The organism is Kaistella pullorum (genome assembly GCF_014837035.1).
GTDB lineage: Bacteria > Bacteroidota > Bacteroidia > Flavobacteriales > Weeksellaceae > Kaistella > Kaistella rhinocerotis.
Window position 1 is genome coordinate 181565 of sequence record NZ_JACSPS010000002.1, and the last position, 16558, is coordinate 198122.

Annotated in this window: 15 protein-coding genes; 3 read left to right on the forward strand and 12 right to left on the reverse strand. The window is 43.7% G+C overall.

All coding sequences use genetic code 11. The features are described from left to right. Positions 1 to 59 precede the first annotated feature (59 nt). Positions 60 to 404 (reverse strand): 50S ribosomal protein L20, encoded by a 345-nt coding sequence (gene rplT, locus H9628_RS05320; RefSeq protein ID WP_251833090.1) that lies wholly within the window; start codon positions 402 to 404, stop codon positions 60 to 62. Positions 405 to 525: 121 nt separating this feature from the next. Continuing rightward, positions 526 to 723, reverse strand: a complete 198-nt coding sequence (rpmI, locus tag H9628_RS05325; RefSeq protein ID WP_088358204.1) for a 50S ribosomal protein L35 — start codon at positions 721 to 723, stop codon at positions 526 to 528. Positions 724 to 1234: 511 nt separating this feature from the next. Between rpmI and H9628_RS05330 the strand changes: the two genes are divergently transcribed. Together H9628_RS05330 and H9628_RS05335 are read left to right on the forward strand one after the other, a co-directional pair. Continuing rightward, positions 1235 to 2386, forward strand: coding sequence for a zinc-dependent alcohol dehydrogenase (locus tag H9628_RS05330; protein ID WP_251833091.1), 1152 nt, complete (start codon positions 1235 to 1237; stop codon positions 2384 to 2386). A gap of 29 nt (positions 2387 to 2415) precedes the next feature. Further along, entirely contained in the window at positions 2416 to 2949 is a 534-nt protein-coding gene (locus tag H9628_RS05335) for a hypothetical protein (protein ID WP_251833092.1), read from the forward strand. A gap of 168 nt (positions 2950 to 3117) precedes the next feature. On the opposite strand, the gene infC is transcribed toward H9628_RS05335, so the two are convergent. The 9 genes from infC to H9628_RS05380 form a co-directional block, all read right to left on the reverse strand. Further along, positions 3118 to 3624, reverse strand: coding sequence for a translation initiation factor IF-3 (infC, locus tag H9628_RS05340; RefSeq protein WP_251833093.1), 507 nt, complete (start codon positions 3622 to 3624; stop codon positions 3118 to 3120). An 82-nt stretch (positions 3625 to 3706) separates the two neighbouring features. Next, the gene (gene thrS / locus H9628_RS05345; protein ID WP_251833094.1) at positions 3707 to 5626 is read right to left on the reverse strand and encodes a threonine--tRNA ligase; all 1920 of its coding nucleotides are present in this window, start codon (positions 5624 to 5626) and stop codon (positions 3707 to 3709) included. 286 nt (positions 5627 to 5912) lie between these two features. Beyond that, entirely contained in the window at positions 5913 to 6431 is a 519-nt protein-coding gene (locus H9628_RS05350; RefSeq protein WP_251833095.1) for a hypothetical protein, read from the reverse strand. A gap of 116 nt (positions 6432 to 6547) precedes the next feature. Then, a complete protein-coding gene (locus H9628_RS05355; RefSeq protein ID WP_251833096.1) occupies positions 6548 to 6736 on the reverse strand; it encodes a hypothetical protein in 189 nt (62 codons plus the stop codon). A gap of 11 nt (positions 6737 to 6747) precedes the next feature. Beyond that, on the reverse strand, positions 6748 to 7359 hold the full coding sequence (locus H9628_RS05360; protein WP_251833097.1) for a DUF4230 domain-containing protein: 612 nt from the start codon (positions 7357 to 7359) through the stop codon (positions 6748 to 6750). Next, entirely contained in the window at positions 7359 to 7916 is a 558-nt protein-coding gene (locus H9628_RS05365; RefSeq protein ID WP_251833098.1) for a TlpA family protein disulfide reductase, read from the reverse strand. Before H9628_RS05365 ends, H9628_RS05360 begins: the two co-directional genes overlap by 1 nt. Next, on the reverse strand, positions 7916 to 8404 hold the full coding sequence (locus tag H9628_RS05370) for a nucleoside triphosphate pyrophosphohydrolase family protein (protein ID WP_251833099.1): 489 nt from the start codon (positions 8402 to 8404) through the stop codon (positions 7916 to 7918). The genes H9628_RS05365 and H9628_RS05370 overlap by 1 nt, the downstream gene beginning before the upstream one ends. 99 nt (positions 8405 to 8503) lie before the next feature. Further along, the gene (locus tag H9628_RS05375) at positions 8504 to 11680 is read right to left on the reverse strand and encodes a reprolysin-like metallopeptidase (RefSeq protein ID WP_251833100.1); all 3177 of its coding nucleotides are present in this window, start codon (positions 11678 to 11680) and stop codon (positions 8504 to 8506) included. A gap of 186 nt (positions 11681 to 11866) precedes the next feature. Continuing rightward, complete coding sequence (locus tag H9628_RS05380) at positions 11867 to 13009, reverse strand: acyl-CoA dehydrogenase family protein (RefSeq protein ID WP_251833101.1); 1143 nt, start codon at positions 13007 to 13009, stop codon at positions 11867 to 11869. A 178-nt stretch (positions 13010 to 13187) separates the two neighbouring features. On the opposite strand from H9628_RS05380, the gene H9628_RS05385 reads away from it, so the two are divergent. Beyond that, entirely contained in the window at positions 13188 to 15065 is a 1878-nt protein-coding gene (locus H9628_RS05385; protein WP_251833102.1) for an endonuclease, read from the forward strand. 7 nt (positions 15066 to 15072) lie between these two features. Here the strand turns inward: H9628_RS05385 and H9628_RS05390 are convergent, their stop codons facing one another. Further along, positions 15073 to 16473: a helix-hairpin-helix domain-containing protein gene (locus H9628_RS05390; protein WP_251833103.1), complete on the reverse strand. Its 1401-nt coding sequence runs from the start codon at positions 16471 to 16473 to the stop codon at positions 15073 to 15075. Between the last annotated feature and the right edge of the window lie 85 nt (positions 16474 to 16558).

Sequence of the window (16558 nt, forward strand, 5' to 3'; positions counted from 1 at the left end):
AAAATAAAAAATCCTAAACCGAAGTTCAGGATTTAATAATTGATAACAAAAAATTGTACTTATTTTACTTGATCTACAACTGCTTTGAAAGCTTCAGGGTGATTCATTGCTAAATCTGCTAAAACTTTTCTGTTCAGTTCGATATTGTTGCTTTTCAGAGCGCCCATAAACTGGGAGTAAGACATCCCGTGTTCTCTTGCACCCGCGTTGATACGCATGATCCAAAGGCTACGGAAATTTCTTTTCTTCTCTTTTCTACCGCGGTAAGCGTATTGCATTGCTTTTTCCACGGCGTTTTTAGCTACAGTCCAAACGTTCTTTCTTCTACCGAAAAAACCTTTAGCCTGCTTCATTACTTTCTTTCTGCGAGCTCTGGAAGCTACGGCATTTACTGATCTTGGCATAATTGAATTTGTTTTTTTTGAAAAGGGCGGTAAATTATTTCATTACACTTTTCTGCACCGTTTCAGGGTTAAATTTTCTGAATTTTTTTTGAATTCTTATAAACCGGTTGATTTATAAAAACTACTTAATGGCTAATTGGCGAAGTACGCTTTTCTCATCCACGGTAGCAACGTAAGAAGTTTGCGTAAGATTTCTCTTCTGCTTAGTTTCTTTTTTCGTCAAGATGTGGCTTTTGAAAGCACCTTTTCTTTTAATCTTCCCGGTTCCGGTCAGCTTAAAACGCTTCTTAGCACCTGATTTAGTTTTTAATTTTGGCATTTTGCTTAATTTATCTGTTTGTTATCAATCCTGTTTTCTGTTGTCGCGGCACCTTGGGGTGTTACACTACAATTCAGGGTGCAAAAGTACAACAATTTGTTGTAATAGGAAAGTGGTGTTGCTTAAGTTTTTGGGCGTGCCGCGCGCTCGGTCGTTTTCCCGGCACGTCCTTGCGTCCTTTGCCGGGGCCACTTCCTCACTTGCGTCGGGCGCTCATACTCCTCGCGGCGGCAGGCCTGTCGGCCCGCCGCCGCGAGGAGTAACCGCTGCGATCCCTCACGCAGACGGTGCAAATCATTTCAGACAAAAATATTTACACTTTATCCCTTTTATAGCCGAAACACTTAATTGGATTTAAAAATTCACGGTCCGCGGTACGTGCTGCATTTGATTTGCTCGGCATTGTACTGAACTATTTAACCTCTTAAAAAATCATAAATTATGATTATTTCAGGTTTCGCGGTCTTTTTTTTGATGCATGAAGATTCAATCACCAAAAAAATAAACAAATATGTTAGCAATGAATTTCCGCGGACCTTTTCGCGTCCGTCCCGACCGCAATATGCCGGAGCCACAGATCGAGCATCCGGAAGACGCTATAGTAAAGGTGCTCAGATCCTGTATTTGCGGCTCCGACCTTCATCTGTATCACGGCCTTGTTCCCGATACCCGTGTGGGCACCACCTTCGGGCATGAATTCATCGGTGAAGTTGTGGAAGTAGGATCCGGCGTCCAAAAACTTAAAGTGGGCGATAAAGTGATGGTCCCGTTTAATATTTCGTGTGGCAAATGCGCCTTCTGCAAGCAGGAACTTTACGGTAACTGCCACGAATCAAACCCAAGCGCTACCGCCGTAGGTGGGATTTTTGGATATTCGCATACCGCCGGAGGTTTCCAGGGCGGACAGGCAGAATATGCAAGGGTACCGTACGCGGACGTGGGCCCGACCGTAATTCCAGACTGGATGGATCCTGATGACGCTGTACTTCTAACCGATGTAGTACCGACCGGTTATCAGGCCGCCGAAATGGCCGGAATACAGAAAGGCGATACGGTTGTTGTCTTTGGAGCTGGACCAATCGGTATTATGGCTGCTAAAAGTGCCTGGCTCTTTGGCGCCGGAAGGGTTATCGTAATCGACCATTTGGAATATAGACTCGATTTCGTGGCTAAGTATGCGCAGTGTGAAGCCTATAACTTCAAAAGCATCGGCGATCCCGTGGTCTTCATCAAAACCCAAACCGACTCGCTGGGAGCAGATGTCTGTATCGATGCCGTAGGCTGCGAGGCCAAAGGAAACAGGATGAATACGTTACTGGGTATAAAATTGCTTCTGCAGGGAGGTTCTACTACGGCGCTGCATTGGGCGATCAACTCCGTCAAGAAAGGAGGAATCGTTTCAATTGTCGGTGTTTACGGACCGATTGATGCACTTGTACCAATCGGAAATGTAGTAAACAAAGGAATTACCATCCGCGCGAATCAGGCCGCGGTGAAACGTCACTTGCCGAAACTTATTGAGCATGTGAAAAACGGTGTCATCGATCCGAAACAAATCATTACGCACCGCGTTCCACTGGAAGAAATATCTGATGCTTACCACATCTTTTCGCAGAAACTTGATGGCTGTATAAAAACAGTACTGATTCCGCCGAGAGCTTAAAAGGTTTTTTAACTTAAAAATATTACGACATGCTTACAGATGAAACAAAACCCTCCGATTTTAAAAAGAGTGAAAACGCTGATTTCAGCCACATAAAGGGTTGGGGGATAGACGCCGATCCTGAAAATGATCCTGTCTACCCGATGAAAAAGCGCAATAACGCAGAACATGAAGGTTACGCCTGGGACAGACCAGCGCAGCAACAAGACGATGTGGAAATCCTGAAATCCGTAGAACGGCCAAACCTTACAGCCGTTTTCGGCACTGCTTCACCACCTGAAGGTCTCAACGGAAAACTTCGCGAAATCGCGTTCAAATACAGTGAGTCAAGTTACGGAAGATGGCTTCCTCTTGTCCTGGCAGACCGTGTGGGTGTAGTGGAAGGAATATTGGATGACTTCAAAGAAGGTCATATTCCAAATATTTTCAACGAACTTGGTTGGGGTGCGGAACTCAAGCACAACAAAAAAGGCTTTATCCTGAAAATGGCGCTCATCGCTGCCGGAACGGCTATCGCCGTTAGCTTACTTACATCTAAAAAGAAAGCCGAAGATGAAGAGTAGCAAATTATTTGACACTATCAAAAAAAAAGAGACTTATTTAGTCTCTTTTTTTTGTGCATATATTTTTACTAAAGTTCTTTCAAACTTCCATCTACGATTAAATATAAACAAAAAGAGACCTTAAATAAAGTCTCTTTTTATATTTTAAACCTATCAGCTAAAGCTAAATTACTTTGCCGGTTTCTTAGGGCTCATCATCATGATCATCCGCTTACCTTCCAGTTTTGGCAACTGATCTACCTTCCCCACATGTTCCAGTTCCTGCGCCAGTTTCAGAAGAAGGATTTCTCCCTGATCTTTGAAAACGATAGAACGTCCTTTGAAGAATACGTATGTTTTCAGTTTTGAACCTTCTTCAAGGAATTTTTCGGCGTGCTTTTTCTTGAAGTCGTAATCGTGCTCATCAGTCTGAGGACCGAAACGTATTTCCTTTACCACCACTTTCACCTGCTTGGCTTTAAGCTCTTTGGTCTTCTTCTTCTGCTCGTAAAGGAATTTTTTATAGTCAAGAATCCGCGTGATATACGGTTCCGCCTTGTCTGAGATTACCACAAGATCCAGTTCCTGGTCTTTGGCAATATCAAGCGCTTTCTGCAGCGGATAAACGCCGGGTTCTACATTGTCGCCGACCAAACGTACTTCCTTTGCCCGGATCTTTTCGTTAATCTGATGCAAATCTTCCTGTACGCGTCGCTGTGGACCTCGGCCTCGGTAGTTAAATTTCTGTGCTATGGTGTTTAATTTTTAATGTTAATTCTTAAATTTTTGCTTCCTTCTGGAAGTAGGCGATAAAATCTTCGACACTCATGGTGCCCAAATCGCCTTCGTTTCTTCTGCGGACAGAAATTGTGCCATCCCGCTCCTCATTTTCGCCAACTATCAACATAAATGGCAATTTTTTCATTTCAGCATCCCGAATCTTACGTCCGGTTTTCTCATTTCTGTCGTCGATCAGGCCGCAAATATCGTGATTTTCCAGTAATTGCGAAACTTTTTTCGCATAATCAACATATTTTTCGCTGATTGGCAGAATGGTAAACTGATCCGGTGCAAGCCAAAGCGGGAAATCGCCAGCAGTGTTTTCAAGCAGGATCGCAATGAATCTCTCCATCGAGCCGAACGGCGCACGGTGAATCATCACCGGTCTGTGTTTTTCATTATCGCTTCCCGTGTACCAAAGATCAAATCTCTCCGGTAAATTATAATCTACCTGGATGGTACCAAGTTGCCAGCTGCGTCCGAGCGCATCTTTCACCATGAAATCGAGCTTTGGCCCATAGAAAGCAGCTTCACCGTATTCCACGATCGTTTTCAGACCTTTCTTTTCAGCTGCCTGAATGATTGCATCTTCTGCTTTTTTCCAGTTCTCATCGCTGCCGATGTATTTTTCTTTTTTGTCCGGGTCTCTCAGTGAAACCTGCGTCACGAAATCTTCAAATCCTAAAGATTTAAAAACATAAAGTGTCAGGTCGATCACATTTTCGAATTCCGCCAAAAGCTGGTCGGGTGTACAGAAAAGGTGCGCATCATCCTGTGTAAATCCGCGGACACGTGTCAGACCGTGAAGTTCGCCGGATTGTTCGTAACGATAAACCGTACCGAACTCTGCAAATCGTTTTGGCAAGTCTTTGTACGACCACTGTCCGACTTTGTAGATTTCGCAGTGGTGTGGGCAGTTCATCGGTTTCAGCATGAACTCTTCACCTTCATTCGGCGTTTTGATCGGCTGGAAACTGTCTGCGCCATATTTATCCCAATGACCAGAAGTTACATAAAGTTCTTTGGCACCGATATGTGGAGACATCACGAACTCGTAACCCGATTTTTTCTGGGCTTCAGACAAGAAGTTTTCTAGTTTTTTTCTTAATGCTGCGCCTTTTGGTAACCAAAGCGGTAAACCTGCGCCCACTTTTTCTGAGAATGCGAAAATACCAAGTTCTTTACCGAGTTTACGGTGATCGCGGCGTTTTGCTTCTTCAAGTCTTTCGAGATATTCGGTAAGGTCTTTCTGCTTAGGGAACGAAATTCCGTAAACACGTGTCAGCTGCTTGTTTTTCTCGTCTCCGCGCCAGTAAGCTCCAGCGGCGTTCAGAATTTTCACTGCTTTTACGATTCCGGTGGCAGGAATATGGCCGCCGCGGCAAAGGTCGGTGAAGTTGTCGTGAGAGCAGAACGTGATTTCGCCATCATTAAGGTTTGAAATCAACTCGGTTTTGTACGGATTGTCGGCATATTCTTTCAGCGCGTCTGCTTTGGAAACCGCGTAAAGGTTGAAAGTGGAGTTTTTCTTGGCATTTTCAAGCATTTTCTTCTCGATTTTATCAAAGTCTTTTTCTGAAAGACTTTCATCGCCGAAATCTACGTCGTAATAGAAACCGTTTTCAATGGCGGGCCCAATGGTAAGTTTGGCGTCCGGGTAAAATTCCACGATTGCCTGCGCGAGAAGGTGAGCGGAAGAATGCCAAAAGGCTTTTTTGCCAAGATCATCATTCCAGGTGAGGAGCTGAAGCGTAGAATCTGTACTGATCGGCGTGTTGATTTCGGTTTGTGTGCCGTTTACCATTGCAGAAATTACGTTTCTGGCGAGGCCTTCGCTGATCGATTTTGCTACGTCAACAGGCGTTACCGCGCTCTCGAATTCTCTGACGCTCCCGTCGGGAAGTGTGATCTTTACCATTTTTAGCTCAAAATTTTAAGAAGCAAAAATACGGTTTTTCTTCCAACTTTTGTTGGTGTAAAAGTTGAATTTAAACAGAGGATGTCCTCACTGTATGTTGGAAGAGAAAATGCCTGATGTTTTAGCCCTGATTGCAATGGAAATCCTTTTTTGTTCCCTTCGAATAGAAGGGAACAAAAAAGATTGTAATGGAAAGCAGGCAGGGTAGTGGCACGTGTAAGAGTCTTCGGGCTCTAAAAACAAAAAATCCGAACAAAATGTCCGGATTTTATTTCTTTAGTTTCCTTTAATCATCGGCATTTCCCATGGAATCCATGTCGGTGCTCATGCCGCGTCCGCGAAAATTGTAAGAGCGGTTTTCACCGACCATATACAGGTTGTTTTTGGCTTTGGCAATGATTCTTGCGCGTTCGTCTTCGGTCAAATTGTTGTCAGGCGATGCAAATTCTTCGCCCATGTAGCGGTCCCGTGTGACATCATTTACATTCAGCGCTCCCTCGTCGTTCATGATGTCGCGGGCTTTTTCGGCACGGTCGCTGGTATTGGTGTATACGGTGACGATATTGCTTTTGCTGCCGGCGTAGCTGTATTTTTTGCGGTCGTTATCATTGTCTCCGAAGAGCCAGTTCCAGAATCCGGAAGTGTTTTCGTCCTCATCAAACTCAGAACCTTCGGTGTATTCGCCGGTGGTAGAATAGCGTGAGATCTGGTAATCTTCTTTTCCAAACCCTGCGCTGGCGAGTTTACTGGATGCTTTTTCGGCTGCTTCGGTAGTTGGGAACATGCCCACGACTGTGTATGACATAATTTTAATTTTTTAGGTTAAACTTTGCTTTGGAACAGCAAAAATTATGACATTGTGGTTTAAAGAAGGCTTTTAAGTATAAAGTGCGATAGATTTTACACAAAAAAAACGAAAAATTAATTTTCGTTTTGGTCCTGACTTTCTGTTTTGCCGTCTTTGTGAAGTTTGGATGTATGCTTTATCTCTTTATCCGTCGGCTGTTCAGAGCGTATTTTTTCGGAGGAAGCCGGTATATTCGGCAGATCCTGATTTTCCTTTTTTACATCTGAAGGTGTTTTTTTGTCTTGTTTTTTTTCAGGAATCATGAGTAAAGTTTTTAGAGTTTTGTGGTATCGATCTGACCGGTTTGGTCTTCGATTTCGTAGTTCAAAGCCCTTGCCAAAACGAAAAGCTGATCCAGGTTTTCAAGCAACTGTTTGCGGCCTTCCGCGCGCAGGCGCTGCTGATTTACGGTCTTGTACGCATTGTCTTTCGCCGATTTCGTCACTTTCTGCAGGTCTTTTTCATTGAAACGGTCGAGGAAAGAATCGTCCATAGACTGTATTTCGACACTCGGGATGATCTTGATATCTGCCGCCGGAAGTTCGCGGATGATAACTTTGCGGTTCACGGAATCAACTTCAAGTTTCATTTTATTTAAATCGTAAGAAACCTGCGCATTCGTTTTTGTGAATGTGATGAGCTCTTTTTCGATGTTTGGCAGCATGCCGCCCAAAAGTTGAGATGTCACTTTTGTTTTTTGCATGCTTGAGAAATCCTGCTCCATTACGACCATTTTATTCATCTTTCGGATTTGGTTGGTGATGATGTAGTAATCATTCTGCATCTTATCCTCGGTTCTTTTGGAAAGTGAATTATAGATCAGCACCATCAGCAGCATTGCCGCTGCCCCGATAATAAAAGGTAATATTTTCGAATAATTTTTCACTATTTGAATATTTCTTTAATCGTGGAATTGTCTTTTTTAAGAATTTCAACCAGGTCGCGCTCAATGTAGCCGCTTTGCGGATTTTCAACGATGCGGCCGATTTCCTTGCCGTACTTCTGAACTATAATGGTCGGTACAAACTGAATATTAAGCAGGCCTTCTTCACCGCCTGGCGCTTCTTTCTTGCGGTTTACGCCTATCATTGTAAGTTTGTTTTCGGGGAATTTCAAGGTCTCCAGAATTCTCATCAGCCTTGGTACCTGTCGGTGGCTGTCTTCGCACCACGTTCCCATCACCACTGTAAGATTATAGCTGCTAAGTTTTTCTTTCCGAAGTTCAGCGATTGCGTTTTCATCCACGCTGTATCCCTCAAATTCCGGAGTGTACCACTCGCTGTATGGAGATTTCAGCAGTTGGTTTTTGGTCTGCGGACCGAGAAGCATTTTGCCGTCGGAGGTACTTTCCACTTCGCGGTTTACCACCGTTTTTTGGCTGCTGCACGAAACTGAGGTAAGCGTGAGTGTAGCCGCGAATATAAGCGTTGAAAATTTTCTCATTAACTTAAATTTTTTGTTGGAGTAAGGTTTAGGATCCTTTTAAGATCTGCTGGAGAATAGTATTTGTTTTTAAGAACTTTGTTATCGGAAACCCGGTGAACATTGATTTTTTCACCACTCGTTTCGCAATAGGCGTCTTCTCCTTTTTCTTTATAAAACGCTATTGTTTCATCTGCTTCCATTTGATTAGCGCAGGCTTTAGACATATTGGAACGCTGCACTTCGTTAAAAAGCTCTACAAATTTTTCGCCAAGCCCAAACTCCAAGACCGCGCCACTTAATACATACTGCAAATCGCAAAGCGCGTCGGCGACCTCAACTATATCATTATTATCAATCGCTTCTTTTAGTTCATTGAGTTCTTTCTGAAGTAAGTCGACGCGAAGTTTGCATCTTTCAGCAGACGGTATCTGTGGCGAAGTGAGAATGGGTGCATTAAAGGTTCTGTGGAACTGAGCCACCTGATTCAGCGAATCTATTTTATCCATTAAAATTGATATTTAAACAAAGATAGAAATTCGAACTTAAAATGAAAAAGCCGCCGCAAATTGCTTTGCGGCGGCTCATATAAAGAAGGTTTCGTTAATTTATTCGCGGATAAAACGTTTTGAAGTCTTACCAATCTGAATGATATAAACACCTTTTACCAAACGGTTTACGTCCACTTTTTGGGCGGTGACGGTACCGCTGCTGATCAGTTTTCCACTCATGTCGAATATTCGGAAGTCTGATGACTCCGCATTCTCGATATTCAGGATATTTCCTTTTACCGGATTTGGATAAATTGAAAGTCCTGTTGTAGGCGTAACCATTCGGTCTTCGTCTCTGTTGGCAGAAACGATGTTCAGCGTGTAGTCTTCAACCTGTCCGTAAGTGAAAGTGCCGCAAGGCGCTGAAGGAACGGTATTGTACTGCATCATCACGCGCATTCTTGTGGTACCTACTTTTGCTGTAGTAGGAATCGTGAAACTGCCTGTTACCGGAGTTGTGGTTGAAGCTGTTTTAGTCCAAACTTTCTCGCCGGAATCTGTGAAGACACCGTTTCCGTTGTAATCAATGTACACAGCGTAAGCTTCTTTATACTTGGTAGATGTCCACGTTGGTGTAATTGTAATCTGGTAAGATGTTCCGCGTGTTACGTTTGTTGAAACGTTGGTGAAGTTTTCATATCCGGCAGTTCCGGTAGATGAATTATTAATGGTTCCGAACTTCACATTACCAATTCGCTCATCAGCTGTGTTGCTTGCAGAAGCTGTACAATAAGTAACAGAGTTGCTCAACGTGGTAACTGAAACTGCGTTACTGGCTGCTGAGATATTTCCGGCTGCATCTTTAGCTTTCACAGTGAAGCTGTAATTTGTGGAGGCCGTAAGACCGGTAACTGAATAAGATGTTGAAGCTGTAGAACCGATCAGCGCTGAATTTTGATAAACATCATAACCTGTAACACCCACATTGTCAGTTGCACCGCTCCAGCTTAAATTAGTGGCTGACGATGTAGTTCCTGACGCAGATAAAGTAGGAGGCGTTGGCGCTGTGGTGTCACTGGCGGGAGGAAGTGTGGTAACAGAAACCGAATTACTCGCTGCAGATGTGTTGCCCGCTGCATCCATAGCTTTTACTGTAAAGGTGTATGTAGTAGATGCTGCCAGACCTGTCGCTGTGTAATTTGTGGCCGAAGTATTTCCAAGCAATGTGGAACCACGGTAAATTTCGTAGGCGGTAACTCCCACATTATCCGTTGCACCGCTCCACGACAGATTTGTTGAATTTTGAGTGGTTCCGGAAGCTGCAAGTGTTGGTGCCGTTGGCGCCTGTGTGTCTGAAGTACCCGCGGTCACAGTGATGTTGGCTTTATTCACATTAAAGAAAATGTGATTGCTGCCTTTCACCATGATTCTTCCTGTGGAAGTAGCTGAGTTCGGCATTGTAACATTTTGAGAACCGTCGTTTGGTGTTCCTGCGAGTAATGTTGTCCAGCTGTTTCCATTGTCTGTTGACCAAAGAATGTCTACGTTTGCGGCATTGATATTATTGGCGGTTGTACCGGCAACGTTCCATGTTATTGGCTGTGAAGAACCACCGCTGTATGTAACAGCAGAAGACTGTGAAGTAACTGTAAATGGTCCTGCGGTCGCATTCACCGTAATAACGGCATCATCTGAATTATTTCCGGAACCGCCTGGACGGTTATCACGAACTGTAAATCTGAAATTAAGATTTCTCGCAACTGATGAAAGCGCCTCAACAGTAATTTCCTGCCCAGCCGTGGTGGTTGAACCGGCTAAAACCGACTGCATCCGTGGGAAGTACCGCGTAGGCGAGGTAGAAGGTACCCAGCTGCGGAAGTTCACACCTGTTGTTTTTGTTGCGCTTGGCGCTGCCGACGTAGTCTGGTTGTCCATCTGTTCCCAAATGTAGGTAAGTGCATCACCGTTCGCATCAATTGAAGTTCCGGTAAGCATGTAAGGTGTACTTTTCGGAACCGTATAATCAGAACCTGCGTTGGCTGTGGGGATTGAGTTTCCTGTGGGCGTATTTACTGAGCAGGTTTTGGATTTAATGTTGTTTGTGATCTGCTGAATGGTCACTGCATGAAAGATTGGGTCTGAATGTGGCTGAATGTCAACCGACGTAATGCCCGCATAGCCCATGATCGTGGAGCCCGATCCAGGCTCCATCTGAACACCTGTGCCTTCATTAGAATGAGTAAAAGTATGGTTTCCGCCAAACTGATGACCCATTTCATGTGCAACATAATCAATATCGAAGTTATCACCAGCCGGAATGTTATCAGCCGGGGAGGTTATACCTTTGCCTTTTGAACCGTTTACGCAGACGCAGCCGATACAGCCCGCATTTCCGCCGCCGCCGGAAGCACCGAATAAATGCCCGATGTCATAATTTGCCTCGCCAATCACCGAGGTTAGTGTAGACTGAAGCTGGTTATTCCATTGCGACATAGATGATGCGTTTGAATAGGGGTCTGTGGAAGCGTTGGTGTAAATCACGGCATCGTTATTCGCGATTAAAACCATTCTTACCGAAAAGTCTTTTTCGAAAACGCCATTTACGCGCGTCATCGTGTTGTTCATCGCTGCAAGTGCCTGCGCCTTGGTTCCGCCAAAATAAACGGCATATTCTCCTGTGCACGAAAGCGCGAGCCTGAAAGTACGAAGTAAACCGTCGTCTGCGTTCGGTCTGGCTGAAAGGTCGGTCTGGGCCCGAACCTCATCGATCGTGGTACATTCAAATTTGCTTAAATTATCTTTTTTGTCAGATCTTTTGTACACAACATAGGTTTGTGCGTCGGTTGTGTAAGGCTCAATAAACACGGCAGAATTGTCCGCATGAATTTCCATGGACGAAAGTCCGAGCGGAGAAACACTGAAGTAAATTATTTTGGAAGGATCCGATAGGCTTTGGCCCACATAGGCTTTGATGTCCGGATATTTTGCGGCCAGTGCAGGTTCAAAATTCGACTGTTCTGAAACCTTAAAATCTTCTAAATTACCCTCACCGGAAGGGAAACTTATTATTTTCCCTGATTTTTCATCTGCTGCGAGTTTTTTCGGAGCGTTTTTTAAAGCCAGTTTCAAGCCTTCAATGTCAAGCTGAAAAAGCCTGGGCGTCTGTATGGAAACTTTATTTCCGATGACTTCAGCGTGCGCCGAACGGGAAGTTTGAGTCCACAAAGAACCGGTTTGGCCAAAGGTCAAACCGGCTACTGCCGCGAATGCGAGCGATAATAGTTTTGTTTTCATTTAATACAAATAATTTGAATTATTGTTTCCGTTAAGAAAAATCAAATGTATATAAAAAAACAAATTACATAATGTGTTTTACTATAAAAAATTTAGATAAAAGTTTAAATCGATGATTTTATCGAAATTAGCGTTTAAGCAAAAAAAAACACCGATACCGGTGTTTTTTCTATTGTTTATGATTGATTATTGTCGGGAAATCTCGCGGCCAATCACCAATTTTTGAATTTCTGAAGTACCTTCGCCGATTGTACAAAGTTTCGCATCGCGGTAAAACTTCTCTACCGGGAAATCTTTGGTGTAACCATAACCTCCAAAAATCTGCACCGCATTGTTTGCGATGCGCACGCAAGCCTCAGATGCATACAGTTTAGCCATTGCACCTTCTTTAGTCATAGGTTTCTTGGCGTTTTTGAGATTGGAGGCACGCTGAATAAGTAATTCTGCCGCGTCGATTTCAGTTGCCATGTCTGCAAGCATAAAATTCACTGCCTGGAACTGATTGATCGGTTGACCGAACTGATGTCTCTCAAGTGAATATTTTAAAGCAGCTTTGTATGCTCCGCGGGCAATTCCTAAGCTTAGAGCAGCGATAGAGATACGTCCGCCATCCAAAATTTTCATGGCCTGTTTGAAACCTGAACCTACTTCGCCTAAGCGGTTGGCGTCAGGTACGCGGACATTATCGAAAATGAGTTCCGCTGTTTCAGAAGCACGCATTCCGAGTTTGTTTTCTTTACGTCCGGAAGTGAAGCCTTCCATTCCTTTTTCAAGCACGAAAGCGGTGGAATTGTTTTTAGCTCCTTTTTCGCCTGTGCGAGTCATCACTACTGCTATGTCGCCGGAAATCGCGTGTGTGATGAAATTTTTCGCCCCGTTGATAACCCAGTCATCGCCATCTTTTACAGCTGTTGTGCTCATTCCGCCCGAATCTGAACCTGTGTTGTGTTCTGTCAGGCCCCAGGCACCGATTACTTTTCCGGAAGCCAGTTGTGGCAACCATTTATGGCGCTGTTCCTCATTTCCGAATTCGTAAATATGGTTAGTACACAGGGAGTTATGCGCAGCAACTGAAAGACCTATTGAAGGGTCTACCTGCGAAATTTCATCCAAAATGGCCACATATTCATGATAGCCTAAACCAGAGCCACCGTATTCTTCAGGAATTACGATCCCCATAAAACCCATCTCACCAAGCTGGTGAAAAAGTTCAACCGGGAAATGCTGGCTCTCGTCCCATTCCATAATTCTTGGGCGAATGTTCTTTTCTGCAAAATCTTTGGCAGTTTCGGCAATCATTGAAATGTTATCCATAATGTCGCTACTCATATCTTATGTTTTGTTTCCAAAGATAATTAAAATGAAGGATGCAGAATAATTTTTTTTGTCAAGCGTACGTCGGCAGTGGTAGCGGTGACATTAAGTCCAAAGTACGTTATAAAATAAAGTATCCACTTGATGCCATGCTTCCTGTAAATGATTAATTTAGCTTTTTTAAAATTATTACATGAAGCGAATTTTACTTTTATCAGTCCTCACTTCTTATTATGCATTTTCGCAGGCGCCGGCAGGCTACTATGATGGAACTGCCTCGCTTACCGGCTATGCGTTGAAAAGTAAACTGCACGAAATAGTCTCAAAGAAAAATATAACGTGGCATTATGGAGATTTGCCCGCATTTTATAATCAAACCGATCTTGACCGTTATTACGATCACAGTGCTGGTAATAATACAATTCTCCTTGATATCTACTCGGAAATTCCAAATGGGCCAGATGTATATGAATACACAATCGCTAACATTATAGGTTCTGCTTCTGCTGAAGGACAAGGCTGGAACCGTGAGCACATGATGCCACAAAGTACCTATAACAGTAATTACCCGATGTATTCGGACCTGTTTTATGTAATTCCGACAGATGCGCGGATCAACCAGTTGCGAAGTAATTATCCGTATGGGGTTGCGGGCAGCACCAACTATTACACTTTCACCAATTCTTCCAAGATAAGTAAAAACGGGACGGCAAGCTCAGGCTATACCGGAAGAGTTTATGAACCTATCAATGAATTTAAAGGGGATGTTGCCAGAAGTCTGCTGTATTTCGCGGTACGGTATGAGGGTAAACTGAGTTCATTTAATTTCTATAACGGAAGTTCAGCGGCTAATGATACCAGCCCTCTGGACGGTACGGAAGAAAAAGCATTTGAAAACTGGTACGTTCAGATGTTGCTTCAGTGGCACGCACAGGATCCGGTTTCGCAAAGGGAAATAGACCGTAACAATTCGGTTTTTGCCATCCAAAAAAACCGAAATCCGTTTATTGACCATCCGGAATGGGTGAACGTGATCTGGACGCAGACCCCGGACGCGGCAGCACCTGCAGCGGTTCAAAATCTTTCGGCGTCTGTTACCAGTGCATATTTTGTTAATCTGAACTGGTCCGCCTCCGAATCAGGGGACGTGTTGGGATACCGCATTTATCAGAATGGTCTTCTGGTGGGTGTCACGAAGGATACAAGCTTCTCTGTGGATCATTTGCAACCGGGAACTCTATATAACTTCACCGTCCGCGCGTTCGACAACGGCTATCTGGAATCGGCGGAAAGTAATCTTATTTCCGTTACAACGCTAGCTTCTGATGCATATGCAAAGGATTTACAGATTACGAAATATTTGGAAGGCACCGGCCAGAATGCCGCAATTGAAATCACAAACAGAACCGGCCATGCAGTAGATCTGAACAAATACCGCTTAACCATTCAGTTTTATAACAGTGTGAATGACAATTACTATTTCCCGGCACCCTATGAACTTGAAGGCGTGGTTCAGCATAATGAAACTTTCGTAGTGCTGAATCCATATTCTAATTTTTCCTGTATTACTAATGAGGAGGCTCGTTTCGTCTCGGCATCGCCGCAAATGGCCTTTTCCGGCAGTCAGTATCTTGAACTGCGATATTTGAATTCAACTGTAGATGCTATTGGTGTACGCGCGACTGACAATTATTCAACGTTGGCAAATAAGTCTCTTTACCGACTAAATGCTGTTACTGAGCCTAATGCCACTTTCACGCTTTCTGAATGGCAAACCTACCCGGCCGATTATTGTCAAAATCTCGGAAACTTATCAACCGGAAGTGCTTCAGCCGCCCCGCAGAACAGTTTCAGAATTTATCCTAATCCGGTGACCGGAAATACGCTGTATGTTGAGGGTAATTCACGGGAAAAAGTCGGTTCGCTTTCAATTTTCGATGCGAGCGGGAAATCAGTTTGTGTTATCCAATATCCATTCAAAAAGGCCAATTCAATTGATGTAAGTGGTCTGGTAACGGGCGTTTATACACTGAAACTCGATCAGCAAACATTAAAATTCATTAAAAAATAAAAAACGTTCAGTCATTCCGTACATAAAGTCGCATCCGGGTTTCATATTCTGGTTTTAGCTTCAGGAACTTCCAGATTTTCCTGTCATCCGGATGGGTGATGCGATAGTAGATAATCTTATCAGCGGAATATTTGAAGTAGGGATGATTTCGTAGCCATTCTTCGGGTGCCTCTGCTAGTCTGTATTTTGGAACAGATGAAATATCAAGTGGCGCAACATAAATAAGACGCTGAGCCAAGATTCTGTCGATATCATACGTATCTACAATCTGCTCTTTGGTCACGAAACCGCCAAGTTTTTTACGGTAGCTTAAAATCATTGCGGCACTCTTGTCATCAAAACCAAATTCCTGCAATTGCCTAAAGGTGATTTGGTTGAGATCGGTTTTTGAAAAATCAGTTTTGGTCTCGGGCGACGCCTCATTATTATAAGTTTTCGACGTGAAAGATGCTTTGGGCGTGTTTGCTGAAGTCGAATTTTCCCTATCCAATATAATATAAGGCTTTAATTCCTCAAATTTTTCTGGCGAGATTACAAAACAACTTTGGATATCCTCGAGCGATTTGAAACTGCCGCGGAGTTTTCGGTCACGATAATTAATGATCACGTGCGCCTGCTTCTCCGAAAAACCCAAAGCTATCCAACCGGCTAAATCGGTTCTGTTCGGATCAAATTTCTGATACTTAACCGTTGGTTTCTGTTGTGCCTGGCGGAAGTTGTTTACAGTCATTATGTTTTCCGGAGCAGAATCGGGTAGAAGCAGGTACGGCTCCATCTGTCGGTATTTTTCATCGCTGATCATGAAGCAGGCTCTGAATTTTTCCTTACTGATGAAGCTGCCGCCCAGATATTGTTTGTATTTTAGAATCGAGTTCGCCTGTCTTTCCGAAAAGCCTATCCGCACAAAATCATCTGCGCTAAGGTCGTCGGGATTAAACTTTCGCGTTAAATGAAGTTGTTGGTTGTTGCGATTGTTTGCTGGTGAATAACTTCGGTAGTGAGGTCTGTAGTTTCCGAATTTCTGATAACTGTTCTGAGAATTTTCCGGAAGTAGGATGTAAGGTTCTAACTGCGCAAATTTTTCTGCGGAGATCGCATAACATTTCTTCAATTGTGCCTTCGACTCAAAAGCGCCGCCTACAACCTGCTTATATTTTAGAATTGTGGCAACCTGTCTCGTGCTGAATCCCAGATTTTCCCACTGCACGTCACTTAATTCATTTGGATCGAAGTCCTGCAGCGGAATCTGTTCTGCGGAGACGAAATTTAATTTGACATCTGTAGGGTTTGGCTCAGATGAAGGATTTTTTGAATTGAAATAGTATAAACCGGTAAGCAGAATGGCACCGGATGTTGCTAAGCCTAAGAAGTAGTTCTTGGCGGCGGAAAGTTGGATGTGGTGGCGCATGGCGATTTTTATTTAAAATTATCGCGTACACGCTGATTTTCAGTGGTGTAAACCACCTACATTGTGAAGTATAATCACCCTTTAA

Coding starts and splice junctions, on each gene's coding strand:
- H9628_RS05375 (WP_251833100.1), bottom strand. CDS start 11,680: ATGAAAACAAAACTATTATCGCTCGCATTCGCGGCAGTAGCCGGTTTG.
- rpmI (WP_088358204.1), bottom strand. CDS start 723: ATGCCAAAATTAAAAACTAAATCAGGTGCTAAGAAGCGTTTTAAGCTG.
- thrS (WP_251833094.1), bottom strand. CDS start 5,626: ATGGTAAAGATCACACTTCCCGACGGGAGCGTCAGAGAATTCGAGAGC.
- H9628_RS05330 (WP_251833091.1), top strand. CDS start 1,235: ATGTTAGCAATGAATTTCCGCGGACCTTTTCGCGTCCGTCCCGACCGC.
- H9628_RS05355 (WP_251833096.1), bottom strand. CDS start 6,736: ATGATTCCTGAAAAAAAACAAGACAAAAAAACACCTTCAGATGTAAAA.
- H9628_RS05370 (WP_251833099.1), bottom strand. CDS start 8,404: ATGGATAAAATAGATTCGCTGAATCAGGTGGCTCAGTTCCACAGAACC.
- H9628_RS05365 (WP_251833098.1), bottom strand. CDS start 7,916: ATGAGAAAATTTTCAACGCTTATATTCGCGGCTACACTCACGCTTACC.
- rplT (WP_251833090.1), bottom strand. CDS start 404: ATGCCAAGATCAGTAAATGCCGTAGCTTCCAGAGCTCGCAGAAAGAAA.
- H9628_RS05390 (WP_251833103.1), bottom strand. CDS start 16,473: ATGCGCCACCACATCCAACTTTCCGCCGCCAAGAACTACTTCTTAGGC.
- H9628_RS05385 (WP_251833102.1), top strand. CDS start 13,188: ATGAAGCGAATTTTACTTTTATCAGTCCTCACTTCTTATTATGCATTT.
- H9628_RS05335 (WP_251833092.1), top strand. CDS start 2,416: ATGCTTACAGATGAAACAAAACCCTCCGATTTTAAAAAGAGTGAAAAC.
- H9628_RS05380 (WP_251833101.1), bottom strand. CDS start 13,009: ATGAGTAGCGACATTATGGATAACATTTCAATGATTGCCGAAACTGCC.
- H9628_RS05350 (WP_251833095.1), bottom strand. CDS start 6,431: ATGTCATACACAGTCGTGGGCATGTTCCCAACTACCGAAGCAGCCGAA.